Below are 25,511 nucleotides of genomic sequence, written 5' to 3'. Positions count from 1 at the left end.
CACAGATCGTCGCAGGTGAAACCGCCTGCGGACGGGCGCATCGGCTTGCGCTAGTATTGGATCCGGGAAGAGCGTAAGAGGATCGGCCCGCGCGAGCGCACCGACCGCCGCCGTACCCGCAGCTTGTGGCTTCTTCGTCCCCCGCTCGGACTCCCAACGGACCCCCCTCCACGTCCCACATGTCAGACACGACCCTGAAAGCCGCGGCACCCGACAAGGGCAGGCTGGCCGCGCTCACCCTCGGTGCGCTTGGCGTCGTTTACGGCGACATCGGCACCAGCCCGCTCTACACCCTGCGCGAATGCTTTTCGCCGGAGCATGGGCTCGCCCTCACGCCGCAGAACATCCTGGGCATCATGTCCATGGTCTTCTGGGCGCTGGTGCTCGTGGTCACGGTGAAATACGTGCTGTTCGTCATGCGCGCCGACAACAAGGGCGAGGGCGGCATCCTGGCCCTGCTGGCGCTGGCGACCAACAGCCGGCCCGATTCCACCGGGCGGCTGTCCGGCCTGATGGCGATGGGCCTGTTCGGCGCCGCCCTGTTCTACGGCGACGGCATGATCACCCCGGCCATCTCCGTCCTCTCCGCGGTCGAAGGGCTGGAGGTGGCGCAGCCGGCGCTGGAGCGGGTCGTCGTGCCGGTGACCGTGGGCATCCTGATCGCCCTGTTCGGAATCCAGAGCCGCGGCACCGAGAAGGTCGGCCGGCTGTTCGGCCCGATCATGGTCGCCTGGTTCGCCACACTGGGCCTGCTCGGCCTGATCGAGCTGGTCAAGGAGCCGCAGGTCCTGGCCGCGCTCGACCCGCGCCACGCCGTGCATTTCTTCGCCTCGAACGGCTGGATCGGCTTCCTGGTGCTGGGCGCCGTCGTTCTGGCCGTCACCGGGGGCGAGGCGCTCTACGCCGACATGGGTCATTTCGGACGCCGCCCCATCAAGGTGGCGTGGCTGGCCGTGGTGCTGCCCGCCCTGCTGCTGAATTATCTCGGCCAGTGCGCCCTGCTGCTGAGCGATCCCACGGCGGTGCGCAGCCCCTTCTACCTGCTGGTGCCGGAATGGGGCCTCTATCCGATGATCCTGCTGTCGACCTGCGCGGCGGTGATCGCCAGCCAGGCGGTGATCTCCGGCGTCTTCTCGCTGACCCGGCAGGCGGTGCAACTCGGCCTGTGCCCGCGGCTGGACATCCGCCACACCTCGCAGGAGGAAGGCGGGCAGATCTACATCCCGCGCGCCAACTGGGGCCTGCTGTTCGCGGTCATCGGGCTGGTCCTGTGGTTCGAATCCTCCAGCCGGCTGGCGACCGCCTACGGCATCGCGGTGACCGGCGACATGGTCATCACCACCATCCTGGCGCTGGTCGTGGCGCACCGCCGCTGGAACTGGAGCCTTCCGGCCTGTCTGGCGCTGGGCGCGCTGTTCCTCAGCGTCGATTTGGCGCTGTTCCTCGCCAACGCGGTGAAGATCCCGCACGGCGGCTGGGTGCCGCTGGTCATCGCCGCGGTGACTCTGGGGCTGATGTCGACGTGGCGCCGCGGCCGTGCCGTCCTGAACCGCCGGCTGGCCGAGGATTCCCTGCCGCTGGACGGCTTCGTCAAGCGCCACGCCAAGTCCTCCGACATCCAGCGGGTGAAGGGCACGGCGATCTTCCTGACCTCCAGCGCCGACACGGTGCCGATCGCCCTGCTGCACAACCTCAAGCACAATCAGGTGATGCACGAGCGCATCGTCTTCCTGACCGTGATGGTCGAGGACGTGCCCCGCGTCCCGGCCAAGGAGCGCGTCGTCCTTGAAGGGCTGGCCGACGGCTTCTACCGCCTGACGGTGCGCTACGGCTTCTCGCAGGAGCCGAACATCCCCAAGGCGCTGCGGCTGTGCAAGGCGTTCGGGCTGGAGTTCGACGTAATGACGACCTCCTTCTTCCTCGGCCGGGAGACGCTGATCCCCCGCATCAACCCGCAGATGGCCCAGTGGCGGGAGAAGCTGTTCGTCGTGATGTCGCGCACTGCCGTCAGCGCCACCGACTTCTTCAAGATCCCGCCAAACCGCGTGGTCGAGCTGGGCACCCAGGTCCAGCTCTGAAGGGCCTCGCTCGGACGCTTTGCCGCCGCGCCAATCAAAAAGCCCCTTTCCGATGGAGAGGGGCTTTTTCGCGAGAGAGCAAGGTCAGGCTGCCGGCTTGCGCGGTGGATTGACCGGCGCCATCAGCGCCGAAAAACGTTGATCCATGGACTGCAGCCACATCAGCATGACGGACATCTGCCCCTTCAGTTCACGGATGTCGCCCTGCGTCGCATGCTGCATATCGATGAGCTGATCGAGCTTCGACAGGATTTCCGATTCGCGATCCATCACCGAATCCCCTCGAAAGCATGCATTCCGATGCAAAACCTACCACAACTTCCCGCCCCGGTTGAATACGGAGAAGGACCTAGTTGATCGCCGCGCTCTGCTTGCCGCGGTAGTTCTTCAGGAACTTCTGGAACACGTCCACCTCGGCGACGCGGGAACGCACGGTGTTGACGTCGATCAGGCCCAGCGCCTGCTCCGGCCGGGTCAGCACGCGGAAGGCGTCGACGTCGGGACCGTTGGTCATCGCCGAGCCGAACTCCTTGCGCAGCAGGTTCAGGTTCGTACCATCCCCGGCCAAGGCCAGGGCCACCGCGCGGTTCAGGACGAGTTGCGAGGTCGCCGGGTTGATCGGCTGGGTCGGCGGCGGCGGCGGGCCGATCAGCTTGTTCAGGGCGAAGGCCGCGGCCTCCCACTTCTGGGCGCGCCACGCGATGTCCACCCGCAGCGAGTTGGCCGGCTTGCTGTCGTCCTCGGAGAGCAGCAGCAGCGCCTCGTCGCCGCGGCCCAGTTCGGCCAGCGCCTTGGCCTGCATCAGGCGGCGCTCGCCCACCAGATCCGCCGGCAGGTTCGGCACGTTGGACAGCTCCAGCGCGCGCAGGGCGTCCTCCGGCTTGTTGTCGAGCAGGCGGACGGAGGCGAGCCGGGTGCCGACTTGCGCCTTGTCCTCGCCCGACAGGCGGTACTCCACCTGATGCTGCAGCAGGTCGGCGGCCCGGTTCAGCAGGTCCACCGAGATCAGCCGCTCGGCGAGCTGCCGGATGACCTCGTCGCCCGCCTCGCCCACCGGGGTCAGCTCGCGGAACTGGTCGTAGAGCTGGAGCGCCTCGATGGTCGGCAGCTTCTGCGCCCCGTCCTTGTAAAGATCGGCGAAGATGCGCGACATCTCGCGGGTGATCTCCTCCGCCCGCGGCGTGTCGGCGACCAGGGCGGCGGTCTCCTTCATGGCGTTGAAGCCGTCGGCGTACTGGCCGGCGGCGATCAGCACCTCGCCCATGCGCTGGCGGATCTGCATCTCCAGCTCGTCGCCGCGCCACGTGAAGGTCAGCCCGGCCAGCCGCTCCGCCGCGGCGGGCGGCGACATGCGGCCTTCCGCCAGTTGCAGGTTGATCAGCGCCAGCCCGGCCTTGGCCCGGTAATAGCGGTCGAGGCTGTTGTAGGAGGCGGTCAGCTGCTCCAGCGCCCGCTCCGGCTCGTTGGTCTGGGCGTAGTAGAGGCCGCGGAGATACTGGACGTCGGGCCGCTCCTCGGCGTCCGTGCCGCCGCGCTCGACGATGCGGTCGAGCAGCCGCTTGGCGAACGGCGCGTCGCCGGTCTTCAGCGCAGCCTCGGCGGCGCGGGTCGCCAGCTTCGTCAGGATCGGGTCGGGGTAGGAGTTCAGGATCGGCGCCGCCGCCTTGAAACCGGCCTGCGCCGCTGGCCAGTCGTTGCGGTCCGCCGCGATGGCGGCGCGCCACAGCGCGGCCTCGCCGTTGTTGGCGAGGTTCGGATGGGCGAAATCCTCCGCCGCGGCGTCGGTGTTTCCGGCCAGGAAACGCGCGGCCCCGCGCAAGGCGCGGAACTCCGGCCAGCCCTCCAGATCGGGCTGGGCCTCCTGCAGCACATCCATCATGCCGATGGCCTCCTGCCCGAAGCCGTTCGCCAGATAGAAGCGGGCGAGGTCGAGCTGGGCGCGGGGCCGTTCGGAATCCGGCGCGTTGACGATGTTGAGCTGAAGGTTCTGCCGCGCCTCGGTGTAATGGTCGAGGTCGCCCTTCTTCCAGGCCGGCAGGTCGAACAGGCGGCGCCCGGAGGGAACCGGCTTCGGGTCTGTGGGCGGAGTCAGCGTGTTGGACGCGCCGCCGGGGGACGGCTTCGGCGGCAGCGAGGCCGTCTGCGCCGATGCCGCCGGGCGGTTTCCGGCGTCGGCCATGGGCGACAGGTGAAGGCCACCCGCCGCGGTCACCTCCACCCCTTCCTTCACCGGGCGCACGGTGATGGCGTCGGCGATGGGCCGGACGACGACGCCCTGGTAGCTGGGCAGCAGTTCCAGGTCGGCGTAGCGGTGCGATTCGGGGATGGCGTTGCCGGGAGCCGGCAGCGGAACGACCTGGAGGCGGTCGCCGACGTCGGGGTCGGACAGCGTCACCACGGTCGCCGCGTCCGCGGCGCGCACCAGCAGACGGGCGCCCAGCAGGAAATCCGGTTCCGGATCAATCTTCAGCTCGAAGGGCGGCGTGCCGGTCAGGCGGCTGGACGGCATGATCTTCCAGCTCGTCCCCTGCCGTTCGATCTTCGGCCAGACCAGCGGCCCGATCTTGGTGCGGAAGGCGCTGCCGCCGGTGGCCGGGACCGGCTCGATCGCGCCGACCGTCCCAGCCCCGCCGATGGCCTTTCCGGCGCCGATGGGCAGAGGCTTGTCAAACACGATGTAGAGATGACCGGCGCGCGGGTAGACGGCGATGGACGCCGGGCCACCCGCGTCGAAGACCAGCGTCGGCCCCTGCGGCTCGGCCTTCGCCGGATCGGGTTTGGCGGGATCGGGTTTGGCGGGATCGGGTTTGGCGGGGTCGGTTTTGGCGGCTTCGGCTTTGGCGGGCACAGAAACCGCCGCGACCTCCTTCGCCGGAGCAGGCGCCGCAACCGGCCTTGCGGCGGCGGACGGGGGTGTCGCGGGTTGCGGGGCTGCGGCTTCGGCCGAGGGTGGACGCACCGTGGTCGTGGTGGCGCCGGGCGGCGGCGCACCCGCCGCCTCGCCCGCCGACAGACCGGCGCGCGTGCCTGGGTTCTGCACGTCGATCACCACGGACCGGCCGGACTTGCTGTCCTTGATCTCGGCGTCCTGCGGCACCGCGAAGGTCACCGCCAGCGCGCCGTTGGCCTGCCGGAACTGCTCCACGTTCTGGATGTTGCGCAGCGCCATCCTCGTCACCGGCGCCAGATCGGCATTGCCGTTGCGGTCGAACAGCAGCGTGGCCGATGCGCCGTCGCGGCGCAGCGTGTAGTTGGCGCCCTCCGGCCAGGTGAAGGACAGGCGGCTCTGCTCCGGCGTGTCGGCCGCGCTGACCGTCACCCGTCCCGCGGAGCGCGCCGGAGCGGGTGCGGCCGCTGTCTCGGCCTTGGCCGCTGGAGCGGGAGCCTGGGCCGGCGTCTGGGTCTGGGTCTGGCTCTGGACCGGCGCCTCCACGGCGGGGGTCAGGTCGAGCGCCACGGCGTTGCCGTTGCGGAAGCTCTTCAGCGTCACCGGCCGCTTCAGGTCGAATGTCACCGTCTTGCCGTCGCCGCCGATCCTCACACCGGACAGATAGCCGGGCAAGGCCGCCACGGTGCGGTCCAGCGCGGCGTTGATCGGCTCGTCGAAGCGGACGACCAGCGTGTTGCCCTCCACCGACGCGCTGTAGCCGGTTTGGCGCGGCCAGTCGAAGACCATGCGCCCGAAGGTCTTGTGGGTGGCGGCGCGCACCGGAACGTCGACGGCCCAGGCAGACGGGGTGACGGCGATCTGGGCGGCAAGCAGAGCCGTGGCGGCCACGAAGCCGCTCAGCCAGCGCCGGTATGCCCTGCCCCGCCCCATCCGTTTCACTCCTCCGGCTCCGCATCGGTGGCCGCCCCGGACACCGGCGGGCCCGCCGTCTCCTCACGCACCACCACATCGACCCGCGCACCGCCGGGCACCGGATCAACGCCAGGCGCTTCGCTCATCAGGCTGCGCGCCACGAGGTCGCGCTTGTAGCCCGTTTCGCGCAGCAGCGCCGCAACGGCAACCGCGCGCGTCAGGGCGCGTTCCCAGGCCAGCCCCGCGGACTGGTCCTCCCGCTCGGCGTGGCCGACCACCTCGATCCGGTTGCCGATCCGGCCCACCGCCGCACCCAGCAGATACAGCACGCGCCGCCCCTGGTCGGTGAAGCTGCCGCCGGTCGGGTCGAACATCACATGGGCCGGCAGGCCGATCACCACACGGTCGTCCTCCCGCCGCACCTCCACCGCCGCCAGATCCTCGTTGGCCGCGGTCTGGGTACGAAGCAGGGCGCTGAGATAATCCAGGTTGATCGCCGAATATGACTCCACCGTGGCGGCGTTGAAGGCGGCCTTCGGCTCGGGCGGCGTCGCGGAGGGCGTCACCGCGGTCGAGCGGGCCGACGACAGCGACTTGACCAGCCCGGTCCAACGCTGGGCCTCCGGTTCGCTCATCGAGTACATCAGCACGAAGAAGGCGAGCAGCAGCGACATCAGGTCGGTGAAGCTGATCAGCCAGATCGTCCGGTTGTGGCCGCCGCTCTTGTCCTCGGCCTTGGGCAGTTTGGGGAGGCGGATCATCGGCGCCCTCCCCCCGGCGCATCGTCCATGGCGCGCAGGCTGAACAACAGGCGGACGGCTCCCGGCGCGCCGCGCTCGATGCCCACCGTCACCGCGTCCGCCGGCGCCCCGTCGGCGATCAGCAGCCGGGCCAGCGCGCCGGCCCGCACCACCGGGCCGGGCGGCTGGCTGGGGCCGCCCGCGGCACCGATGGACAGCAGCGCGTCCAGCTCGATCCGCTCGCCGGGCCGGTTCTGCAACAGCGCGTCGGCCACCCGGTCGATCAGGCCGATGCGGTCCGGTCGCAGGTCGGCGGTGCCGGGCAGGAACAGCTCGTCGGCGGGCAGGCGCACTTCCAGCAGGCGGCCCGGCGTGACGCTGTCGACCTTCGCCACGGCGATGGCGGTGGCGAACAGGTTGCCCAAGCCGTCCAGCCGCTGCACCGCGAAGACGGTGCCGGCGCGCGAGGCCAGCGGGTCGGCCGGCTCGCGCAGGCGGGGGTCGATGTAGAAGGCGGGGAAGCTGCGCTCCAGCGACACCAGCACCGTGCGCACCCGCTGGGCGGTCTGCACGGACTGGGCGTTCAGCACGATGAAGAAGACGAGCAGCAGCAGGAACAGCGACAGCAGAAGCACGATGCTTCCGTTGTTCGGGTTCGGCCGGCTGCCCGACAGGTCCGGCTTCCTGTGGCCGGGCGCAGCCATGGGATTAATCGAAGCTCGCCAGCAGGCGGTCGATCTCGTCCTGGTCCATGGCGGCGCTGGTCATCTGCGGCCCGTGCAGCAGCCCGGCCTCCGGGTCGTCCGCCGGGCGGTCGGTGGCGAAGTTCGGCGACGGATCGGTGTGGACATCGGCCGCGGCGACCGCGGCGGCGGGGCGGGTGTGGTTCTGCCGCACCTCGTCGCCGAAGGCCGCGACGATCATGTCCACCTTCGATTCGATGTGCTTGAGCGTGCGCACGACCTTGGAGATGCGCTGGCCGGTGATGTCCTGGAAGTTGCAGGCCTCGAAGATCTTGGTCACCTGTTCGGTCAGCTTCGCGGAATTCTCCGGGTCGATCTGGCCCGAGATGCCGGTGATGACGTCGCAGGCGTCGAAGATGGCGAAGGTGGCCTGCTCCGTCGCGCCGACGACGGCGTCCAGCTCATCGGTGGCGTTGGGGATGTGCTGGTCGCGGATTTCCGCGGGCTGGAGCGCCGCCAGTTCCTGCTTGGCGCTCTCGATGAAGCGGGCGAGGTCGACCACCTCCTTGTAGAGGCGCAGGTCGGTGGCGGAGATGTCGCCGTCCATGCTGCCGAGGATGGAGCGGACGATGTCCGTCACCTCTTCGCGGCTCAGCGGCTGGGCCGCTTCGGCATGGGCGGCGTCGAGCTGCTGGCGCAGGAGCTTCTGGTCGGCGAGCGAGGTGGAAACGGGCGGGGCCATGTGCGTTCCGATGTGAGCGTTCCGTGGTCTTGTCCGGCCTGCGTGCGATCGGGTGCGTCGGCCGGCCCGGACGCAGACGCCCGAAGCGGGTTCGACCCGACCTCGCGTCCTCGCACGGCCGCCGCCGACTCGGAGCCTCGTCAGCCTTTCCAACCCTAATTTCGCTCGGTTAACACGCCGTTAAGCGCCTGAAACGTCGCAACGCAAAGACGGCATGGAATCGCCCTGCTGGAAAGAAAGCGGAAGCGTTGTTCTGCGCCCGTCCGCCTTCGACCAACGCTCGCCACTGTCGAACTTTAAAGAAAGCTGCGGCAATTTGTTTCAATCGAAGTCCGCAAACGGACAAAGGGCCGCCTTGCGGGCGGCCCTTCTTCACCGTTGCGCCGTGCGACTGTTTCGTCAGGCTGGTGCGCCAGTGAAACAGTCAGGGGTGAAACATTCCGGTAAGACAGTCCCGGTGGTCAGCTGCCGCTGCCCCGCCCGCCGCCATGGCTGTGTTCGCCGCCCTTGCGGCCCGCTTCCGATGCGCGTTCCGGATCGTTCTTGAAGTTGCCGCCGGACGCCTGCCCACCCTTGTGGCCGGCTTCGGACGCACGCTCCGGATCGTTCTTGAAGTTGCCACCGGAAACCTGACCGCCCTTGTGGCCGGCTTCGGAGGCGCGCTCCGGGTCGTTCTTGAAGTTGCCGCCGGAAACCTGACCGCCCTTGTGGCCGGCTTCCGCCGCGCGCTCCGGATCGTTCTTGAAGTTGCCGCCGGAGTGCTGACCGCCCGAGCTACGGCCCTGGTTCTGGTCGTTCATCTTGTCTCCTTCCTTCTTGTTGTTGGGCAAACTTGCGCTGCCCGAACACGCCGGAGCCAACATGAACCGAAGCCGACCGTTGCAGGCCTTCTACCATCCTGACAGTACGTGTACGTATATTCAGTAGAGGCGCCGCCGGCGGCGGGTATGACCAACCGCACGGTCATACCCGTCTTGCCGTCACCTCAACCAAAGAGCGTATTCAGTTCTTCGGTGACGCGGGCACCCCGCGCCGCTCGATGAGGGCGGAGGTCAGCTCCTTGGCCTTCAGCGGGTCCATCGCGGCCAGGATCGGCGCCGTCTTGGTTTCCTTCATCTTCTCCACCACACCCAGGAGGACGGGCATGTCCAGCTCCTCGAAGATGCGTGCAGCTTCCTTGGGCTTCATCGTCTCGTAGATCTTCACGAGGCTTTCGAGCTGTGCGGCCTGCTTCTCATCGCCCTGGCGCATCAGCTTCTGGATGTCGGAGCGGACCTTGTCCATCTCTTGCACCTTCTGATCGATGCGCTTCTCGGCGGCGGTCAGCAGGGCTTCGCGCTGCTCCAGCTCCTTGGTGCGGCGCTCGATCTCGGCGCGCCGCTCGGCGAAATGCTGGAGAAGCTCCTCGTTCTTCACCGGGCCGAGGGCGGCGTTGTCCGGCGGCGTCGGGTTGGGCGGTGCACCGTTGCTCGATCCGCCCTGGGCCGGTGCCGGTTCGGGTGAGGGCTTGGCGCCGTTGGCGGCCAGCTGCATGGGTGGCGCCGGAACGGCGCTCTGCCCTTGGGCCAGGGTCGCCGGGAACTCCGGCAGGCGGGCATCGCGCGTGGTGATCCGCCACAGATCGCCGACGCGCACCCCCAGCATCAGGACGGCGACGAAGATGGTCAGCGGCAGAATGCGGAACCGCCACGCCTTCATCTTCTCGCGCATCCGCTCCGACAGCGGGCGGCGCGGAACGGCGGGCTTGCGCTTCGCCTTCACCTTGGCCTTCGGCTTCGCTTTGGCAGCGGCCTGGGCCATGTTCTGGGCCGGCGGTTGGCCGGCAACGCTCGGGATGGTGCGGACGCCGGTCGGGGTGGCCCCGGCCGGGCGGATCACAACCTTGGGCTCCCCGCCGCCGACGGCAGCGGATGCGCCTTTCGTGGTGGTGGCGTCGCTCATCCGACCCCCTTGCCGGCGTTCTCGATGGCTTGCAGAAGTTCACGTTCGGCGCGGGACAGGCTTTCGCCCTCGCGCAGGATGGGATCGGACGACGGCGCCGGGCGGCGCGACAATGGATCGGCCCGCAACGGATCGGCCCGCAGCGGATCAGCGCGCAGCGGCTCGTTCCGGAAGGCGGCGGAACGCAGCGGCGGCAGATCGTCGTGATCGATGTGACCGCCGTCGTGGAGATCGTGGCCGTGGAGATCATGATCGTCGTGATCGTGATCGTCGTGACCGAGATCGTCCTCGACGATCGGGCGCGGGGCGACGGCCGGGCGCGACGCGACGGGCGGACGGGCGGACAGGCCGGGGCGTACCGCCGGACGCGCCGCCGGGCCCGGCTTCGGACGCTCCCCGCCAACGTTGCCCAGCCGGTTCGCCATGGCGTCGGCGGCCTCGATCATGAATTCCAGCTCGTCGCGCAGGGTCTGCGCCTTGGCGACCGTGCGCTGCAGATCGTCGCCGGTGTCGTGGGCCGTCTTCTTCAGACCACGCACGCCGGTTTCGGCGCGCGACATGGCCTCGTTCAGGCCGCGCACCAGCTCGGCCATCTCGCCGCGGCTCTCGCGCAGCTTGATGATCTGCCGGTTGAGGATGATCGCGTAGGCGATGGTCGCGGCGAGCAGCCCCACCATCACCAGATCGAGGACGAGCGTGAGGGTCGGGCTCATAGCCGCATGACCTCCTGCTTGGGCAGCTCCCGCTCGATCCGCACGGCGATGTGCCCGCCCTTGCGGCCCATGCGGCCTTGGAACATGGAAACGTCGCCGCAGCGCAGCTCGATGGTGCCATCCGGCGTGGCGTTCAGAAGGATTCGCGTGCCGACGCGCCAGTTCAGCACGTCGTGCAGGGTCATCGTCACCTCGTCCAGCACCGCGGAGATGTCCACGTCTGTGACCAGCAGTTCCGAGGCGAGGTGGGTTTCCCAGATCGAGTCGCGGCCGAACTTCTCGCCCATGAACATCTGGAGCAGAAGCTCGCGCACCGGCTCCAGCGTCGCGTAGGGGATCATCAGCTCCAGGCGGCCGCCGCGATCCTCCATGTCGATGCGCAGCTTGACCAGCACCGCCGCGTTGGCCGGGCGCGCGATGGTCGCGAAGCGCGGGTTGGTCTCCAACCGGTCGAAGCGGAAGGTGACGGGCGACAGCGGGTCGAAGGCGGCGGACAGATCGGACAGCACCACATGGACCATGCGCTCGACGAGGTTGCGCTCGATGGTCGTGTAAGGCCGGCCCTCGATGCGCATCGCCGCGGTGCCGCGCCGCCCGCCCAGCAGCACGTCGACGATGGAGTAGATCAGCGCCGAGTCCACGACCATCAGGCCGTAGTTGTCCCACTCCTCCGCCTTGAAGACGGACAGCATCGCCGGAAGCGGGATGGAGTTGAGATAGTCGCCGAAGCGCACCGAGGAAATCTGGTCGAGGCTCACCTCGACGTTGTCGGAGGTGAAGTTGCGCAAGGACGTGGACATCATGCGGACGAGGCGGTCGAAGACCACCTCCAGCATGGGCAGGCGTTCGTAGTTGACCAGCGCCGAGTTGACCAGCGCCATGATGCCGGAGTTGTCGCCGTCCCCGGCCCCGCCCTGGTCGAAGCCGAGCAGGCTGTCGATCTCGTCCTGGTTCAGGACGCGGGTCGAGCCGCCACCGCCCATGTCCGCCATCTCGCCCATGTCGCCGCCGTCTTCGGCGAGGGCGGCCCATTCGGCGGCAAGGCGTTCCTCTTCGCTCAGTTCCTCGGTGTTGCTCATGGCCCGTTTCCGCCGCCCCTACTGGACCAGCATTTCCTTGAACAGAACGTCCTTGACCTTCACCGGATGGGCGGACGCGGTGATCCGCATCAGCAGTTCCTGGCGCAGGCGGTACATGCCGGCCGACCCCTTCAGGTCCTCCAGCCGCAGTTCGCGCAGATAGACCTGGAAGTTGTCGATGATGCGCGGCAGCACATGCTCGATCGCCGGGATGTCCTCGCCCTTGGCAAGCTGGATCGAGATCTTGATCTTCAGGAAGGCCGGGCGCTTGCCGCTGCTGTTCAGGTTCACCAGCATGTCCGGCAGGTCGTAGAAGACCGGTGCCGCGTGCGGATCGGGCTGCGCCGGCTCCGCCGGCACCTCCGCGTGCTCCTCCTTCTTGCCGAGCAGCGAGTCGAGCAGGCCGCTGAAATACACGCCCGCCCCGGCGCCGATCAGCAGCACCAGCGGCAGGATGACGAACAGGACCAGCTTCTTGCCGCTGAATTTCTTGCGCGGCAGGCCATCGGTCGAAACGTCGTCTTCAGCGTGCGCGGTCATGGAATCCTAAGCGCGAGCGGTGGCGGAGCGTGGCCTTACCAGCGCAGCAACCCTATCTTTCGGATAGTTAACAAAGCCTTTCAGGCACAGTCCGGGGCTGTGACAGAAGCGCAACCACAGACAGCGGCACGGTTCTTGATTGGGGCATCGCCGGAAATCCCCGTCAACCGAGGAGCGAACGCCCGAACCACGCCCGCCATCCCCGTCCGCACCACCCTGCCCCGCCTTCCCATGCCCGCCGCCTCCGGCGGAGGAAGCTGCCATGATCCGCGCGCCGTCCGCGCCGCGGCACCGGGACGCTTTTGCCCGGCGTCGGGCGGCAGCCCTTGCCAGCCCACCGGCAGTTCTTGCCCGGCAGGCGCTTCCCCGGCGGCGGCATCCGCGGCCATTCCAATCATCCTGGTCGTTTTCGACGCTGGCACGCGCCGTGCATTGCCATTTGCGCCGGTCGGGACGCTCCCCCGGTCCGAATGGAAAGAGGCCGCCGATGGAAAACCCGATCTACGTGTCCCTGTCGCGCCAGATGACCCTGCGCCGCCAGTTGGACGTGATCTCGAACAACATCGCGAACATGAACACCACGGGCTTCAAGCAGCAGCGCATGCTGTTCACGGAGTTCCTGGAGCGTCCGGGCATGCACGAGCAGATCAGCTTCGTGCAGGACCGCGCCGTGGTGCGCGACCTCTCGGCCGGCGGGATGATGCAGACCGGCAACCCGCTGGACATGGCGCTGACCGGCCACGGCTACTTCACGGTCGATACGGCGAGCGGCCCGCGCTACACCCGCGCCGGCAACTTCCGCCTGAACGATCAGCGCCAGATCGTCGACGGCGGCGGCCTGCCGGTGCTGGGCGACAACGGCCAGCCGCTCGCCATCCCGAACGGCACCAAGGACATCATGGTGTCCGGCGACGGCACCGTCTCCACCGAGCTGGGACAGGTCGGCCGGCTGAACATCGTCACCTTCCGCAACGAGCAGTTGATGACCGAGGTCGGGGCCGGCCTCTACGTCAGCGACGAGGAGCCGCAGGCGGCCCCCGCCGACACGAAGGTGGCACAGGGAATGCTAGAGAATTCGAACGTGAAGCCGGTGGTCGAGATGACGGCGCTGATCGAGATCCAGCGCCAGTACCAGTCGAACCAGAAGCTGATCGAGAACGAGCACGAGCGCATCCGCAGCGCCATCCAGAAGCTGGGCCGCACGGCCTGATCGACCGCGTAAAGGAGCAAGAACCATGCGCAGCCTCGCCATCGGCGCCACCGGCATGATCGCCCAGCAGCTGAACGTCGAAACCATCTCGAACAACATCGCCAACGCGACGACGACCGGCTTCAAGAAGCAGCGGGCCGAGTTCCAGGACCTGCTCTACCAGAACTTCCGCCGCATCGGCTCCACCTCGTCGGACGCCGGCACCATCGTGCCGACCGGCGTGCAGGTGGGTGCCGGCGTGCGCGTCGCCGCGGTGGCCCGCGTGCTGGAGCAGGGCAACCTGACGGTCACCGACAACAAGCTGGACGTCGCCGTCAACGGCTCCGGCTATTTCCAGGTGCAGCTTCCCAGCGGCGACACGGCCTACACCCGCGCCGGCAATTTCAAGCTGTCGCCGGAGGGCATCATCGTCACCGCCGACGGCTATCCGGTGCAGCCGGCGATCACCATCCCGGCGGAAGCGGTCGACGTCGCCATCAACGCGTCGGGCGAGGTGATGGTGAAGCTGGACGGCCAGGTGGCGCAGCAGAATGTCGGCCAGCTCCAGCTCGCCACCTTCGCCAACGCGGCCGGCCTGGAAGCGGTCGGCGACAACCTGTTCCTGCAGACCGGCGCGTCTGGCGAGGCGGTCGGCGGCAACCCCGGCGCTCCCGGCTTCGGCCGCGTGGTGCAGGGCGCGCTGGAGACCTCCAACGTCAACATCGTGCAGGAGATCACCACCCTGATCTCCGCCCAGCGCGCCTACGAGATGAACTCCAAGGTCATCAAGACCACCGACGAGATGATGCAGCAGGCTTCGCAGCTCCGCTGATCACGGCACCGCCGTAAGGCTCGTCTTTGCAAGGAATCCCCGCCATGTCCCGCCCCGCCCTGCGCATCCTCGGCACCGCCCTTCTCGCCGCCGCCCTCGCCGGCGGCCAGACGGTCCTTGCCCAGACGGCCTTTGCCCAGACGACGGACGGCGGCGCCTCGGTGGCGGCACAGGCGGTGGTCTACAGCCCGGCCCATGTCGAGGCGGTGCTGTCCGACGCGCTGTCCCGCCAGATCACCACGGGCCGGCTGCAGATGGAGCTGGACAACCGGGCGGTGGAGCTGCGCGCCCCGGCGGGCGCCGGCAGCCTGACGGTGGAGAACCTCTACTACAACCCGGTGCAGGGCCGCTTCGCCGCGGAGATGATCGTGGCCGACACCCGTCCGGTCGTGCGCCTCCCGGTGTCGGGCCGCGCCTATGGCGTGGTGCAGGTGCCGGTGCTGTCGCGGCGCATCGCGCCCGGCGACGTGATCGGCCCCGGCGACGTGGATTGGCAGGACGTGCGCGCCGACCTCGCCGGCAGCGACATCGCCGCCACCGACGCCCAGCTCATCGGCCTAACGCCGCGGCGTGGCGTCCCGGTGAACCAGCCGGTCCGGCTGCGCGACCTGCAGTCGCCGCGGGTCGTGGACAAGGGCTCGCTCGTCACCATCACGCTGGCCACCGAGAACCTGACCCTGTCGGCCCAGGGCAAGGCCCTGCAGGACGGCGGCCGGGGCGACGTGATCCGCGTCATCAACACCCAATCGAACCGCATCCTCGAAGCGACGGTCGCGGGCCCCAACATCGTCGCCGTGGCAAAGCCCGGCCTCACCGCGAAGTAAGGAGAAAGCTCCCATGCCCGCCCTCAAGACGACCGCCCCCAGGCACACGGTCCGCATGGCGTTCCGCTTCGCGCTGCTCGCCGCCGTCGCCGCCGGCCTGCCCGCCTGCAACGCCATGTCGCGCGTGGCGGACATCGGCTCCGCTCCGGAACTCACCAAGATCAAGGACCCGCAGGCCCAGCCCGGCTACCAGCCGGTCAGCCTGCCGATGCCCACCCCCCTGCCGACGGAGCGCAACCCGAACTCGCTGTGGCGGACCGGCGCCAAGGCCTTCTTCAAGGACCAGCGCGCCGCCAAGGTCGGCGATCTGCTGACCGTTGACATCCAGATCAACGATCAGGCGCAGATGAACAACCAGACGACCCGCACCCGCGGCAACAGCGAGAAGGCCGGCATGCCGAGCATCTTCGGCTTCGAAGGCAAGGCGCTCCAGCGCGCGCTGCCCGACGGGGTGAACGCCGGCAGCCTCGTGGACCTCAACAGCTCGACCTCCAACGACGGCAAGGGCGCCATCAACCGCAAGGAGCAGATCACCCTGAAGGTGGCCGCCCTGGTCACCCAGTCCCTGCCCAACGGCAACATGGTCATCCAGGGCCGGCAGGAGGTCCGGGTGAACTACGAAGTGCGCGACCTGATCATCACCGGTGTGATCCGGCCGGAGGACATCACCGCGCAGAACACCATCAGCTACGAGAAGGTCGCCGAGGCCCGCATCTCCTACGGCGGACGCGGACAGATCACCGACGTGCAGCAGCCGCGCTACGGCCAGCAGCTCTTCGACATCATCATGCCCTTCTAAGGACGTTTCGGGGACCAGGACCGAAACGCGCCAGGGACCAACACGGAAGGGGGCAGCGTCCCCCTTCTGGCCGGTCGCGGGGAACCGCAGCCGGCTCGCACGCGCTTGGCCGGGAAGTTTCTGCCGCCCGGCTGGATCTGCCGCTCCCTTCTTGCCTCCGTTGGTGCCCCGTCACCCGTTCCGGGCCAGAAGAGCCTCGTAACGCCGGACGGTGTCCCGCATCTCCTCCAGGATCTGGCGCTGTTCCTCGTTCACCGCCCGCGTGCGCTCCGCGTCGGCACGCGCTTGCTCGGCATGAAGCCGAGCTTCCTCGGCGTAACGCCGGGTGGCTTCATGGAGCAGCCGCGCCTCCTCCCCGACGCGCCGCGCGTCCTCCGCCGCAAGCCTGGCCATCTCGGCGGATCGGCGCGCTTCCTCATCCAACGCTCGCGTTTCCTCGGCTTCCTGCCGCTGCGTCTCGCCGGTGATCCGCACCTCCTCCGCCATGAGTCGTGCGCCCTCCGCCTCGGCATGGCGCTGGAAATTCGAGGACCGTTCCACTTCGGCCTCCGCGCGCAGCCGTTCCGCCCCGGCCCGGGCCTCTTCGGCCTTGCCGCGCCGAGCCTCGCTGCGGCGACGCCAATCCTCCGCATCAGCATTCCGCGCCTCAGCGCGGTTCACCGGATGATGTGCCTGGGCCATGGGGCTTTCCTTTCAACAGGCGATGAGACTCTTCCAACGCCTTTTCAGCGGAACACAGGCGTTTATAGGATCGGTCCAGGAGGCGCCTCCTGCGTGCCTGCGTCTCATGGACCAGGGCCTGCAATGTCTCGATCCGCTTCAGGATGTCCATTTCACCGTCAACAGGCCGTTTTGACAACCTGCACCACGGGATTGTCGGAGGCCGAGCCGGGTTTGCGGCGAGACGCGCGAAAGCGCCACGCCGAAGGGCGAGGCGGCCATCGGACGACGTCCTTCGTTCGATAGGGGGAGCGACAGGGAGTGGCAGCCCGTTTCCCCGGCTGGCCGGAACCAGCCGGGGCCGGTAGGTTGACGGCTCCTTGCAGCGGGCTCGCGGCCGGCCCGAGCGAACCAAGCTCCGACAGAGGGGCAGGCCGCCCATTTCTCATTCCATGACCGGAACGCGCCGGCTCCGGGCTCCCCTCCGTCCCGCCACTCTCCTGTTGACAAGGCCATGCGGTTGAAGACCACTGGCGTCATGGCAACCATTCAAGAAGCGCTGACCATCGCGCTCGACCACCACCAGGCTGGACGCCCGGCGGAGGCGGAAATTCTGTGCCGGCGCATCCTCGATGCCGACCCGGAGCAGGCAACCGCCTGGCATCTGCTGGGCATCATTCACGCGCAGGCCGGGCTCTTCGCTGAAGCCGCGGCCCTGCTCGGCGAGGCGCTGGCCCGCGCGCCGGGAGCCGACCTGCTCCGGCACCGCGCCATGGCCCGTCAGGAAGCCGGCGACCTGGAGGGCGCGGTCGCCGACTACCGGGAGGCCGCGCGCCTGGCCCCCGCGCTGACCGACGCCGCGCTCAACGCCGGAATCCTGCTGGAACGGCTTGGACGCCACGCGGAGGCGCGGGAGGCCTACCGGACGGCCCTGACGTCGGACGGCGCATCCGACGGCGGCGACGCCCGCGCCGCCACCCATCTCGGCCGGTTGCTGCTGGCCGGCGGCGACGCGGCGGAAGCCGCGATCGTCCTGGAGGGCGCGGTCCGGGCCGACTCCACCGCACTGGAATCCTGGTACCATCTGGCGGACGCCCGTGCACGGTCGGGAGACGTCCGCGGGGCCGAGGCCGCGCGACGCCGCGCCCTGGCGCTGTCCCCAGCCTTCTTCGGCATCCTGGCCCGCGCGCCGGACAGCGGGGATGATCCCGACGAAGCCGCCCGGCGGCTCGGTTGGGCGCGGGCGCTCGAACCGCAGCGGCCCGAGCCGCTGTGCAACCTCGCCGCCACCCGCCTGCGCCAAGGACGCCTTGCGGAGGCCGACGCGCTCTACACCGCCCATCTGGAGCGCGCTCCCGCCGACTCCGCGGGCTGGAGCGCGCGGGCGGTCTGCCGCATGGACGCCGGCGGCACGGAGTCGGCCGAAGCCGACGGCCGGCGCGCCCTCGCGCTCGACCCGGCGGCGGAGGGCGCTTTGGCCACCCTGTCCGTCCTGCGGAGCCGGCGGGGCGACCCGTTCGCCGCCGGCCTTCTGCACCGCCGGATGCGCCGTTTGGCGAACGGCTCCGCGCCGGCCGGCGACGATGATCTGGACGCGCTGATCCGGGCGACCGCCGAAGCCATGCCCTTCCTGGCCGAAGCCTCCCATCCGGAGCGGCGGAACGCCGCGGCACGGAGTTTCAACCCGCATCTGCGCGTCCGCCACCACGACACCGAGACCCGTGACCGCATCACCACCTTCTGGTCGGGCGCGCCGCTGAACGCCGGGGCACGGCTGGCGTTGCGCTCCATGGTGGCGCAGGGGCACCCGGTGCATCTGTACAGCTACGGCGACCCCGCCCTGCTCGGCCGGGTGCCGGATGGCGTGCGGGTGGAGGACGCCGGAACGGTGGTGCCGCACCATGTCTACGACCTGTGCGTCCGCAGCGCCGAGATCCGCTATTTCAGCGACATCTTCCGCTATGCCGCCCTGCACGCCTTCGGCGGCTGGTGGCTGGACACCGACGTCGTCCTGCTGAAGCCGCTGAGCTTCGGCACCGGCCACCTGTTCTGCTCGCAATGGCACGGCCTGGACGCCGGCCACGCCCTGGTCGGCGACGCCATCCGCGCGCCGCGGGGCTCGGTCCACATGCGCCGGCTGTTCGAGGAGTCGATGCGCATCCTGATGAGCGGCAGCGACCGCCGCTTCGGCGCGGTCGGCCCGCTGCTGCTCAGCCGCTACGTGCTGACCGGGCCGGGCCGGGACCTGCTGGACCGCGTGCTGCCCCCGACGGTCTTCAACGCCGTCGACTGGACGGAGCATTCCTGGCTGGCCGAACCCGGCGGACGGGCGCTGGCCCTGTTGTCGGACGAGCGGGTCGCCGGGGTGCATTTGTGGAACGGCATGTGGGGTCCCGGCGGACCGCCGGCGGAGGACGCCGACGCGGAGTCGGTGCTGGGCCGGCTGGCCGCCCTGCACGACGCGGACGCCTCCCTGTCGGCCCTCGCCATGCGCTTTCATTCCGACAAGGGGCCCCGCCTGGGCAGCGAGCGGCTGGGGCATCACTACACACGGGTCTATGACGCGCTGTTCGCGCCGCGGCGGTTCGAGGCTCTGCGCATCCTGGAGATCGGCCTGTGCCGCGGCCGGGTCGAGGGCTGGAAGCAGGACGACGTGCCGAGCCTGCGCATGTGGGAGCGCTATTTCCCGAACGCCGCCCTCGTCGGCGCGGACATCGAGGACTTTTCGGCCTTCGATGGCGGGCGGGTGACGACCCGGCGCGTCGATCAGGGCGACGCCGCCGGCCTGCGGCGTCTGGCCGAGGAGGACGGCCCCTTCGACATCGTTATCGACGACGGCTCGCACGCCTCGCGCCATCAGCAGATGACGCTGGCTGCCCTGTTCGGACGGCTGCGCCCCGGCGGGGTTTACGTCATCGAGGATCTGAACTGGCAGCCCCCGGACGTCGAGCGCCCCGAGGACCGTCTGACGCTCGATGTCCTGCGCGGATTCATGGAAAACGGCCGGATCGACAGCCCGCACATCGCGGCGGCGGAGTGCCGCGCCCTCGAATCGGCGATGGGCCGCGTGGAGCTGTACGACAGCCTCAGCGAACTGGTCGGGGCGGAGCGCATGGCCGGTCTGGCGGTGATCCACCGCCGCGACGGCACCTCCTGACGGACGAAAGCCCCCGCCGGGATCGGTGGGGGCTTGCCCGAGACAGCGAGGCCCGAGACAGCGAGGATAGCCGCCGCGTCAGTCGTCGCGCTGGGTGCGCTCCATGCGCTCGTGCCGCTCCTGGGCTTCCAGGCTCAGCGTCGCGATGGGGCGGGCGTCGAGGCGGCGGACGGAGATGGGCTCCCCCGTTTCCTCGCAGTAGCCGTAGGACCCATCCTGCAACCGCTCCAGCGCCGCGTCGATCTTGGAGATCAGCTTGCGCTCGCGGTCGCGGGTGCGGAGTTCCAGCGCCCGGTCGGTCTCGGCCGACGCGCGGTCGGCGATGTCCGGTTCCTGGATGCCGCCTTCCTGAAGGCTGCTCAGGGTCTCGCTGGATTCGGCCAGCAGCTCCGCGCGCCAGCGCAGCAGCTTCTGGCGGAAATATTCCCGCATCACGGGATTCATGAACTCCTCGTCTTCCGACGGGGTGTAGTTCTTAGGCAGAAGCGGAGACGACATCCGAGAGCATCCAACGCAAAAGGGTGATCCGGGCGGCGCGGAGTATAGGTAGGCGCATCGGCAACCGCAACCCTGCGCTTCGCCTATCGAAGCGCGAACAAGCCCTTGGAGAAGCAAAGTTTTGTGAAAGGTTCGGCGATGGCCGTACGGCCGATGCCGAAAAGCCGGTCCTATGGCCGGAAACCGCGCTCAGGGGGTGAGCTTCGCAAGCTCGACCTGGGCGCGCAGATCGATCTGGTCAAGAATGTCGGCCAGCCGCGGATCGTCCACATGGACGCGGCGCGACTGCACCACCTTCACGAGGTCCATCAGCTTCTGTGCCGGAAGCGTGCCGGCGAGAAGCCCGTGCTGGATCTCCTCCAGCTTGTCGAGCATCTCCTCGGCGCGCATCTTGCCACGCGACGCACGGGCCGTGGCGTCGTCCACCTCCTGCAACGCCAGCACGCTGGCGATGCCGGCCAGCGGCGCCGCGGCGTGGACGCCCTGCGCGGTGTTGGTCTCGCCGACGAGCTGCTTGGAAAAGGACGCACCGGACGAGCCTTCGGCCTTCCCCGTGCGCCGGACCGAGCTGCTGCCGCGAAGTTTTCCGGGGCCTTCGACTTTCATGTTCCGTGCAACCGGTTTCGGAAAAGCGCGATACTCTAGATGGAAGCACCTTAACATCCGGTCAAGGTTTGCCGCAATCGGGCAAAAATTGCCCCGCTTCCGTGACATAAAGCGGTCGGGCGCGGTGCCAATTTCCGGCCTTTTCATCCGGCGTCGCCGCTTCCCCTTGCCGGTCCTGCGCTTTGCCTGCCATCCGCGGCTCTGGCACGCCGTTTGTATAGGAAGGGACAGCCGTTGAGGAGTGTCCCCGCCATGACCGCCACCGCCCTGCCCCGCGCCGCCCTGCGCCATGCCGCCATGCCCCGCGCCGCCGTCCTGCTGCGCGCGGTCGCGATGCTGGCCGCGCTGGCCGCGGCGCTGCTCGCGCTGTCGGCGCCGGCCTCGGCCTCCTCGGCGCGGATCAAGGACGTGGTGGACGTCGAGGGCGTGCGCGACAACATGCTGATCGGCTACGGCCTGGTGGTCGGCCTGAACGGCACGGGCGACAGCCTCAACAATTCGCCCTTCACCGAGCAGAGCCTGGTGGGCATGCTGGAGCGGATGGGCGTCAACACCCGCGGCACCAACCTGCGCACCAAGAACGTGGCGGCGGTGATGGTGACGGCGACCCTGCCGCCCTACTCCGCCCAGGGCACGCGCATCGACGCCACCGTGTCGGCGATGGGCGATTCGAAGAGCTTGCTCGGCGGCACGCTGCTGGTCACCCCGCTGCTGGGCGCCGACGGCGAGGTCTACGCCGTGGCCCAGGGGCCGATCGCGGTGTCCGGCTTTTCCGCCCAGGGCCAGGGCGCCAGCGTGACCCGCGGCGTCCCCACCTCGGGCCGCATCTCCTCGGGCGCCATCGTCGAGCGTGAGATCCAGTTCTCGCTGGCCGAGCTGCCGGTGCTGCGCCTGTCGCTGCGCAACCCGGACTTCACCACCGCCCAGCGCGTGGCGACCGCCATCAACATCCAGCTCCGCGGCAATCGGGCGCAGGCCACCGACCCCTCCTCGGTCCTCCTGAGCGTGCCGGAGGCCCGGCGCGGCGACATCGTCGGCCTGATCACCGAGATCGAGCAGCTCCGCGTCACCCCCGATCAGGTCGCCCGCGTGGTGGTGGACGAGAAGTCTGGCGTGATCGTGATGGGCGAGAACGTCCGCATCTCCACCGTCGCCATCGCCCAGGGCAACCTGACGATCCGCGTCACCGAGACGCCGCAGGTCAGCCAGCCCGGCCCCTTCAGCCAGGGGCAGACCGCCGTGGTGCCGCGCACCGACATCCAGGTGGACGACCAGTCCAACAACCGCCTCGCCGTGATGAATTCCGGGGTGACGCTCCAGGAGTTGGTACAGTCCTTGAATGCGCTTGGCGTGGGCCCCCGGGACATGATCGCCATCCTTCAGTCGATCAAGGCCGCCGGAGCCTTGCAGGCGGAGATCGAGGTGATCTGATGGATACGACGCTTTCCCTTCCCGGCCTTCCGCCCCCGCGCCTGCCCGCGGCCGCCGAGCGCGTCCAGAACGGCGGGCCGTCCGGCGCCCAGGCGAGCTTCCGGACGGCGGTGCGCACCGATCTGGTCGATCCCAAAAGCGCGGAGAGCAAGGTGGACCCGGCGATCCGCGCCAAGATCCGCCAGTCCGCGAACGAGTTCGAGAGCGTCTTCGTCTCCCAGATGCTGGGCCACATGTTCGACGGGATCGAAGTGGACCAGAACTTCGGCGGCGGCCATGCCGAGGAAATGTTCCGCTCCATGCTGACCAACGAATACGGCAAGCAGGTGTCCCGCAGCGGCGGGTTCGGCATCGCCGATCAGGTTTACCGCGAGCTTCTGCGCGCACAGGAGGGCAACCATGGATAAGGTCGACGTCCGTTTCCCGCAGCCGTCGAAGGCTCCCGCCGCCAATCTGCCAAAGAACGCGGAGGAACGCGCCGCCGCTCTGGTCGAGCTGATGAACCGGCTGAGCGTCCATCTGGCGCGCGAGACCGAAGCCGTGATGCGGCACTGCACCAGCGCCGAGCTGGCCCGGCTGGGGCGCGAGAAGCAGCCGATGATGCTGGTCTACGAGGAGGTGTCGCGCCTGCTGCGCGTGGACCGCGACGGCATGGCCGCCCTGCCCGACGAGGCCAAGGCCCAGCTGCGCGAGGCCACGCGCGGCCTGTACGAGGCGTCCGCCGCCAACGCCGACGCGCTCCGGCGGAACAGCGCGGCGCAGAAGATCCTGGTGGACACCGTGGTCGGCGCCATCAACCGCGCCCGGCAGACCACCACCCCCGCCTATGGCACCGCCCCGGTTCCGCCCCGCGCGACCTACGTCACGCCAAGCCACGGGCCGTCCACCTCCGCCACCCTGAACACCCGGCTCTGACGCCGCCGGCGTCACCGCAATCCGCCGCAAGGGCCGTCCGACCGGGCGGCCCTTCGGCGTTGCCGGGTCCGGCAAGAAGCGCCGGCCACCCGGCGGATTTTGCCGGCTGGCGGACGGAACTGCCGGGCGCGGGATCGCGATCGGACCCGCCAGCGCCGGCCTGAGACTGGCCCGTTAGTTGCTTCCGGATGGGGTGCACCTGTCCGCTTCGGGGAAACCGTTCCATGGCCATCCAAACGAACTCCGCGCCCTCCGCGTTCGAAAGCCTGGTCCGGGGCCAGACCTCCTCCAGCCAGAACACGGCCCCGCGAAGCGACAAGTTCGCCTCGATGATGGACCGGCTGATCAGCGAGGCCTCCACCCGCAAGCGCGATCAGGTCCAGGCGGAGGCCACCGCCCAGGAACGGCGCAACGTCGCGGCGGGTGCCGCCGAACAGGCCGCCGCCAACCGGGACGCCGCCAACCGGGCCGCGGAGCGCAAGGCCACGGAGCGGAGCCCGCCCCCCCGCCCCGAACCCATCCGCGCGGAGCCCGCCAAGCCGCGCCAGTCCCCCGACGCCACCACCCAGGCCGCAGCACAGCGCGCCGCCGAACGCGCCGCCGAACGCAAGGACGCCCGCGCGTCCGACGCGGCCAAGGCCGGGGATGACGCACACGCAGCGCGCACCGAACGGCGCGAGGCTGCCGTCGCGAACCACGCCGCTGCCAAGGATGCGAAGGCCGCCGGCGCCAAGACGGCACGGGACGACACCGCCGGACAGCCGGCGCTCGCCGATGCCACCGTCCGCGCCGACACGCCGGAGGACGTTTCGCTGGACCAGACCGACGGCGCGATGGATGACGGCACCACACAGGATGGGGCCGGCAATCAGCCCGCGGAGGACGGGAATGGCAAGGCTGTGATCCTCGATCTGACCGTCACCGTAACCGAGACCACCGTGGAACTGGTGACCGCCGACCAGTCCACCACCCTGACCGGCATCGATGCCGCCCTGTCGCTGGCCGTCGCCCCGCTTGCCATCGGCACGCCGGATGACGAAGCGGCGAACACGACGACGGAAGACGGTGCGGTCGAGGCCACATCACCCGGCGCTCCGACTCCTGACGACGCGGATGCTCCTTCCGCCGCCCCGACCGCCGAGACCGCCGAGACCGCCGAGACCGCTGCAGCCTTGGCCGCCGCCTTGGCAACCGCCGCCGCTCCTCATCAGGATGGCAAGGTCAAGGTCACCTCCGACGAATCCGTGAAGGCCGCCGCGGCGGCCAAGCCGGTCGCGGAAGCGTCCCCGACGATGGCGGACGCCGTGCCGGCACCGGCCGGCCCGGCGGGCGGCCCGCAGACCGAGATCCTCGCACCCCACGCCGAGGCCAAGGACGCCGCCGCCAAGGACAAGCCGGCGAAGGCCGCCGACGCGCTGTCCCCCGGCGCCCTCCCCGTTGCCGACTTGCCGAACGACGACAGCGCGCCGCTGCCGCAATCCCTGACCGATCTCGCCGCGGCCAAGGCCAAGGGCTCGACCCGGACCGGGGCGGACGGCGATGCCGGGGCCAACGCCGGCAACCGCGGCAACCCGGACCCGAACGGCAACGCCGGCCTGGCGCAGCCGCCGGCCCCCCAGGCACCGGTTGCCGACCCGGCAAAGCCTGCCGGGCAAAGCGCGTTCCTGACCGCCGCCGCTGCGGCGGCCGCCGCGGACACGCCGCCGCCGGCCGACGGCACGCCCCACCCCGCGACCCCGACCCACCCGGTCTTCGCCGGGATCGAAGGGGTGCACACGGCGAGCGGCGTGGAGGCAGGGCTGACCACCGCCCAGCTTCGCCCGTCCCGCGGGTCCGCCGGCCTGCCGATGGGCGTGCAGGATCAGGTGGCCGTCCACATCAGCAAGAACGTGTCGGACGGCAACGACCACTTCACCATCAACCTGCGCCCCGCCGAGCTGGGCCGCATCGACATCAAGCTGGAAATCGGCCAGGACGGACGGGTCACCGCGTCGGTCGCCGTGGAAAAGGCCCAAACCCTCGAACTGCTCCAGCGGGACAGCCGCAATCTGGAACGCGCCTTGCAAGATGCCGGGCTGAAGGCGGACAGCAACAGCCTCAACTTCAGCCTGCGCGGCGAAGGCGGCCAATCGTTCCAGGACTCGGGACGGCAAGGCGGCTCTGGCCGGCGGGGCCGCGGCCTCGGCGGCGGCACGGGCGAAGTGGAGGATGCTCAGGCTGCCTACACCCTGACGCTGGCCCCGGGCCGCGTCGACATCCAAGCCTGATTCAGACCAGCCGCA

At 69.5% G+C, this 25,511-nt stretch carries 23 protein-coding genes; 10 read left to right on the top strand and 13 right to left on the bottom strand.

What is annotated here, in order from left to right; all coding sequences use genetic code 11:
- The first annotated feature begins 179 nt into the window (after positions 1 to 179).
- The gene (locus tag Sp245p_RS06050) at positions 180 to 2,078 is read left to right on the top strand and encodes a potassium transporter Kup (protein WP_014240976.1); all 1,899 of its coding nucleotides are present in this window, start codon (positions 180 to 182) and stop codon (positions 2,076 to 2,078) included.
- An 84-nt stretch (positions 2,079 to 2,162) separates the two neighbouring features.
- On the opposite strand, the gene Sp245p_RS06045 is transcribed toward Sp245p_RS06050, so the two are convergent.
- From Sp245p_RS06045 to Sp245p_RS06000, 10 genes are all read right to left on the bottom strand, one after another.
- Positions 2,163 to 2,348, bottom strand: a complete 186-nt coding sequence (locus Sp245p_RS06045) for a hypothetical protein (RefSeq protein WP_014240977.1) — start codon at positions 2,346 to 2,348, stop codon at positions 2,163 to 2,165.
- A gap of 79 nt (positions 2,349 to 2,427) precedes the next feature.
- Positions 2,428 to 5,898: a membrane protein gene (locus tag Sp245p_RS06040; RefSeq protein ID WP_014240978.1), complete on the bottom strand. Its 3,471-nt coding sequence runs from the start codon at positions 5,896 to 5,898 to the stop codon at positions 2,428 to 2,430.
- Positions 5,899 to 5,903: 5 nt separating this feature from the next.
- Complete coding sequence (locus tag Sp245p_RS06035) at positions 5,904 to 6,641, bottom strand: flagellar motor protein MotB (RefSeq protein WP_014240979.1); 738 nt, start codon at positions 6,639 to 6,641, stop codon at positions 5,904 to 5,906.
- Positions 6,638 to 7,324 (bottom strand): hypothetical protein, encoded by a 687-nt coding sequence (locus Sp245p_RS06030; protein WP_244947631.1) that lies wholly within the window; start codon positions 7,322 to 7,324, stop codon positions 6,638 to 6,640. Before Sp245p_RS06030 ends, Sp245p_RS06035 begins: the two co-directional genes overlap by 4 nt.
- A 4-nt stretch (positions 7,325 to 7,328) precedes the next feature.
- Complete coding sequence (locus Sp245p_RS06025; protein WP_014240981.1) at positions 7,329 to 8,045, bottom strand: protein phosphatase CheZ; 717 nt, start codon at positions 8,043 to 8,045, stop codon at positions 7,329 to 7,331.
- A gap of 461 nt (positions 8,046 to 8,506) precedes the next feature.
- On the bottom strand, positions 8,507 to 8,845 hold the full coding sequence (locus Sp245p_RS36415; protein WP_014240982.1) for a con-10 family general stress protein: 339 nt from the start codon (positions 8,843 to 8,845) through the stop codon (positions 8,507 to 8,509).
- 202 nt (positions 8,846 to 9,047) lie between these two features.
- Entirely contained in the window at positions 9,048 to 9,986 is a 939-nt protein-coding gene (locus tag Sp245p_RS06015) for a MotE family protein (RefSeq protein ID WP_014240983.1), read from the bottom strand.
- Positions 9,983 to 10,699: a DUF6468 domain-containing protein gene (locus Sp245p_RS06010; protein WP_014240984.1), complete on the bottom strand. Its 717-nt coding sequence runs from the start codon at positions 10,697 to 10,699 to the stop codon at positions 9,983 to 9,985. Before Sp245p_RS06010 ends, Sp245p_RS06015 begins: the two co-directional genes overlap by 4 nt.
- The gene (fliM, locus tag Sp245p_RS06005; RefSeq protein WP_014240985.1) at positions 10,696 to 11,778 is read right to left on the bottom strand and encodes a flagellar motor switch protein FliM; all 1,083 of its coding nucleotides are present in this window, start codon (positions 11,776 to 11,778) and stop codon (positions 10,696 to 10,698) included. Before fliM ends, Sp245p_RS06010 begins: the two co-directional genes overlap by 4 nt.
- Before the next feature lie 18 nt (positions 11,779 to 11,796).
- Positions 11,797 to 12,318, bottom strand: coding sequence for a flagellar basal body-associated FliL family protein (locus Sp245p_RS06000; RefSeq protein WP_014240986.1), 522 nt, complete (start codon positions 12,316 to 12,318; stop codon positions 11,797 to 11,799).
- Between the two features lie 487 nt (positions 12,319 to 12,805).
- Between Sp245p_RS06000 and flgF the strand changes: the two genes are divergently transcribed.
- Genes flgF through flgH form a run of 4 tightly spaced genes read left to right on the top strand, consistent with a single transcriptional unit; the run spans position 12,806 to position 15,962 of the window.
- Entirely contained in the window at positions 12,806 to 13,528 is a 723-nt protein-coding gene (gene flgF, locus Sp245p_RS05995) for a flagellar basal-body rod protein FlgF (protein WP_014240988.1), read from the top strand.
- Between the two features lie 25 nt (positions 13,529 to 13,553).
- On the top strand, positions 13,554 to 14,339 hold the full coding sequence (gene flgG, locus Sp245p_RS05990; protein ID WP_014240989.1) for a flagellar basal-body rod protein FlgG: 786 nt from the start codon (positions 13,554 to 13,556) through the stop codon (positions 14,337 to 14,339).
- 44 nt (positions 14,340 to 14,383) lie between these two features.
- Positions 14,384 to 15,163 (top strand): flagellar basal body P-ring formation chaperone FlgA, encoded by a 780-nt coding sequence (gene flgA, locus Sp245p_RS05985; protein WP_014240990.1) that lies wholly within the window; start codon positions 14,384 to 14,386, stop codon positions 15,161 to 15,163.
- A gap of 13 nt (positions 15,164 to 15,176) precedes the next feature.
- Entirely contained in the window at positions 15,177 to 15,962 is a 786-nt protein-coding gene (flgH, locus tag Sp245p_RS05980) for a flagellar basal body L-ring protein FlgH (protein ID WP_014240991.1), read from the top strand.
- 171 nt (positions 15,963 to 16,133) lie between these two features.
- Here flgH and Sp245p_RS05975 read toward each other — a convergent pair whose 3' ends face one another.
- Positions 16,134 to 16,643, bottom strand: coding sequence for a hypothetical protein (locus Sp245p_RS05975; protein WP_014240992.1), 510 nt, complete (start codon positions 16,641 to 16,643; stop codon positions 16,134 to 16,136).
- A 517-nt stretch (positions 16,644 to 17,160) separates the two neighbouring features.
- Between Sp245p_RS05975 and Sp245p_RS05970 the strand changes: the two genes are divergently transcribed.
- Entirely contained in the window at positions 17,161 to 19,779 is a 2,619-nt protein-coding gene (locus Sp245p_RS05970) for a tetratricopeptide repeat protein (RefSeq protein ID WP_052584284.1), read from the top strand.
- A gap of 78 nt (positions 19,780 to 19,857) precedes the next feature.
- Here Sp245p_RS05970 and dksA read toward each other — a convergent pair whose 3' ends face one another.
- Both dksA and Sp245p_RS05960 read right to left on the bottom strand, forming a co-directional pair.
- Positions 19,858 to 20,277, bottom strand: coding sequence for an RNA polymerase-binding protein DksA (dksA, locus tag Sp245p_RS05965; RefSeq protein ID WP_035675009.1), 420 nt, complete (start codon positions 20,275 to 20,277; stop codon positions 19,858 to 19,860).
- Between the two features lie 189 nt (positions 20,278 to 20,466).
- The gene (locus Sp245p_RS05960; RefSeq protein WP_014240995.1) at positions 20,467 to 20,883 is read right to left on the bottom strand and encodes a flagellar assembly protein FliX; all 417 of its coding nucleotides are present in this window, start codon (positions 20,881 to 20,883) and stop codon (positions 20,467 to 20,469) included.
- A 297-nt stretch (positions 20,884 to 21,180) separates the two neighbouring features.
- On the opposite strand from Sp245p_RS05960, the gene Sp245p_RS05955 reads away from it, so the two are divergent.
- The 4 genes from Sp245p_RS05955 to Sp245p_RS05940 all read left to right on the top strand — a co-directional run bounded on the left by Sp245p_RS05955 (position 21,181) and on the right by Sp245p_RS05940 (position 25,496).
- A complete protein-coding gene (locus tag Sp245p_RS05955) occupies positions 21,181 to 22,314 on the top strand; it encodes a flagellar basal body P-ring protein FlgI (protein WP_041811896.1) in 1,134 nt (377 codons plus the stop codon).
- A complete protein-coding gene (locus Sp245p_RS35460; RefSeq protein WP_014240997.1) occupies positions 22,314 to 22,721 on the top strand; it encodes a rod-binding protein in 408 nt (135 codons plus the stop codon). Before Sp245p_RS05955 ends, Sp245p_RS35460 begins: the two co-directional genes overlap by 1 nt.
- On the top strand, positions 22,714 to 23,229 hold the full coding sequence (locus tag Sp245p_RS05945; protein WP_014240998.1) for a hypothetical protein: 516 nt from the start codon (positions 22,714 to 22,716) through the stop codon (positions 23,227 to 23,229). The genes Sp245p_RS35460 and Sp245p_RS05945 overlap by 8 nt, the downstream gene beginning before the upstream one ends.
- Before the next feature lie 224 nt (positions 23,230 to 23,453).
- Positions 23,454 to 25,496, top strand: coding sequence for a flagellar hook-length control protein FliK (locus Sp245p_RS05940; RefSeq protein WP_014240999.1), 2,043 nt, complete (start codon positions 23,454 to 23,456; stop codon positions 25,494 to 25,496).
- Positions 25,497 to 25,511: the final 15 nt, after the last annotated feature.

The organism is Azospirillum baldaniorum, assembly GCF_003119195.2.
Classification (GTDB): domain Bacteria; phylum Pseudomonadota; class Alphaproteobacteria; order Azospirillales; family Azospirillaceae; genus Azospirillum; species Azospirillum baldaniorum.
This window is presented reverse-complemented; position numbering and strand designations above follow the sequence as displayed.

Excerpts from the sequence above, each read along its gene's own strand:
- Sp245p_RS06050 (WP_014240976.1), top strand. The coding sequence starts at position 180 with ATGTCAGACACGACCCTGAAAGCCGCGGCACCCGACAAGGGCAGGCTG.
- Sp245p_RS06045 (WP_014240977.1), bottom strand. The coding sequence starts at position 2,348 with ATGGATCGCGAATCGGAAATCCTGTCGAAGCTCGATCAGCTCATCGAT.
- Sp245p_RS06040 (WP_014240978.1), bottom strand. The coding sequence starts at position 5,898 with ATGGGGCGGGGCAGGGCATACCGGCGCTGGCTGAGCGGCTTCGTGGCC.
- Sp245p_RS06035 (WP_014240979.1), bottom strand. The coding sequence starts at position 6,641 with ATGATCCGCCTCCCCAAACTGCCCAAGGCCGAGGACAAGAGCGGCGGC.
- Sp245p_RS06030 (WP_244947631.1), bottom strand. The coding sequence starts at position 7,324 with ATGGCTGCGCCCGGCCACAGGAAGCCGGACCTGTCGGGCAGCCGGCCG.
- Sp245p_RS06025 (WP_014240981.1), bottom strand. The coding sequence starts at position 8,045 with ATGGCCCCGCCCGTTTCCACCTCGCTCGCCGACCAGAAGCTCCTGCGC.
- Sp245p_RS36415 (WP_014240982.1), bottom strand. The coding sequence starts at position 8,845 with ATGAACGACCAGAACCAGGGCCGTAGCTCGGGCGGTCAGCACTCCGGC.
- Sp245p_RS06015 (WP_014240983.1), bottom strand. The coding sequence starts at position 9,986 with ATGAGCGACGCCACCACCACGAAAGGCGCATCCGCTGCCGTCGGCGGC.
- Sp245p_RS06010 (WP_014240984.1), bottom strand. The coding sequence starts at position 10,699 with ATGAGCCCGACCCTCACGCTCGTCCTCGATCTGGTGATGGTGGGGCTG.
- fliM (WP_014240985.1), bottom strand. The coding sequence starts at position 11,778 with ATGAGCAACACCGAGGAACTGAGCGAAGAGGAACGCCTTGCCGCCGAA.
- Sp245p_RS06000 (WP_014240986.1), bottom strand. The coding sequence starts at position 12,318 with ATGACCGCGCACGCTGAAGACGACGTTTCGACCGATGGCCTGCCGCGC.
- flgF (WP_014240988.1), top strand. The coding sequence starts at position 12,806 with ATGGAAAACCCGATCTACGTGTCCCTGTCGCGCCAGATGACCCTGCGC.
- flgG (WP_014240989.1), top strand. The coding sequence starts at position 13,554 with ATGCGCAGCCTCGCCATCGGCGCCACCGGCATGATCGCCCAGCAGCTG.
- flgA (WP_014240990.1), top strand. The coding sequence starts at position 14,384 with ATGTCCCGCCCCGCCCTGCGCATCCTCGGCACCGCCCTTCTCGCCGCC.
- flgH (WP_014240991.1), top strand. The coding sequence starts at position 15,177 with ATGCCCGCCCTCAAGACGACCGCCCCCAGGCACACGGTCCGCATGGCG.
- Sp245p_RS05975 (WP_014240992.1), bottom strand. The coding sequence starts at position 16,643 with ATGGCCCAGGCACATCATCCGGTGAACCGCGCTGAGGCGCGGAATGCT.
- Sp245p_RS05970 (WP_052584284.1), top strand. The coding sequence starts at position 17,161 with ATGGCAACCATTCAAGAAGCGCTGACCATCGCGCTCGACCACCACCAG.
- dksA (WP_035675009.1), bottom strand. The coding sequence starts at position 20,277 with ATGTCGTCTCCGCTTCTGCCTAAGAACTACACCCCGTCGGAAGACGAG.
- Sp245p_RS05960 (WP_014240995.1), bottom strand. The coding sequence starts at position 20,883 with ATGAAAGTCGAAGGCCCCGGAAAACTTCGCGGCAGCAGCTCGGTCCGG.
- Sp245p_RS05955 (WP_041811896.1), top strand. The coding sequence starts at position 21,181 with ATGCCCCGCGCCGCCGTCCTGCTGCGCGCGGTCGCGATGCTGGCCGCG.
- Sp245p_RS35460 (WP_014240997.1), top strand. The coding sequence starts at position 22,314 with ATGGATACGACGCTTTCCCTTCCCGGCCTTCCGCCCCCGCGCCTGCCC.
- Sp245p_RS05945 (WP_014240998.1), top strand. The coding sequence starts at position 22,714 with ATGGATAAGGTCGACGTCCGTTTCCCGCAGCCGTCGAAGGCTCCCGCC.
- Sp245p_RS05940 (WP_014240999.1), top strand. The coding sequence starts at position 23,454 with ATGGCCATCCAAACGAACTCCGCGCCCTCCGCGTTCGAAAGCCTGGTC.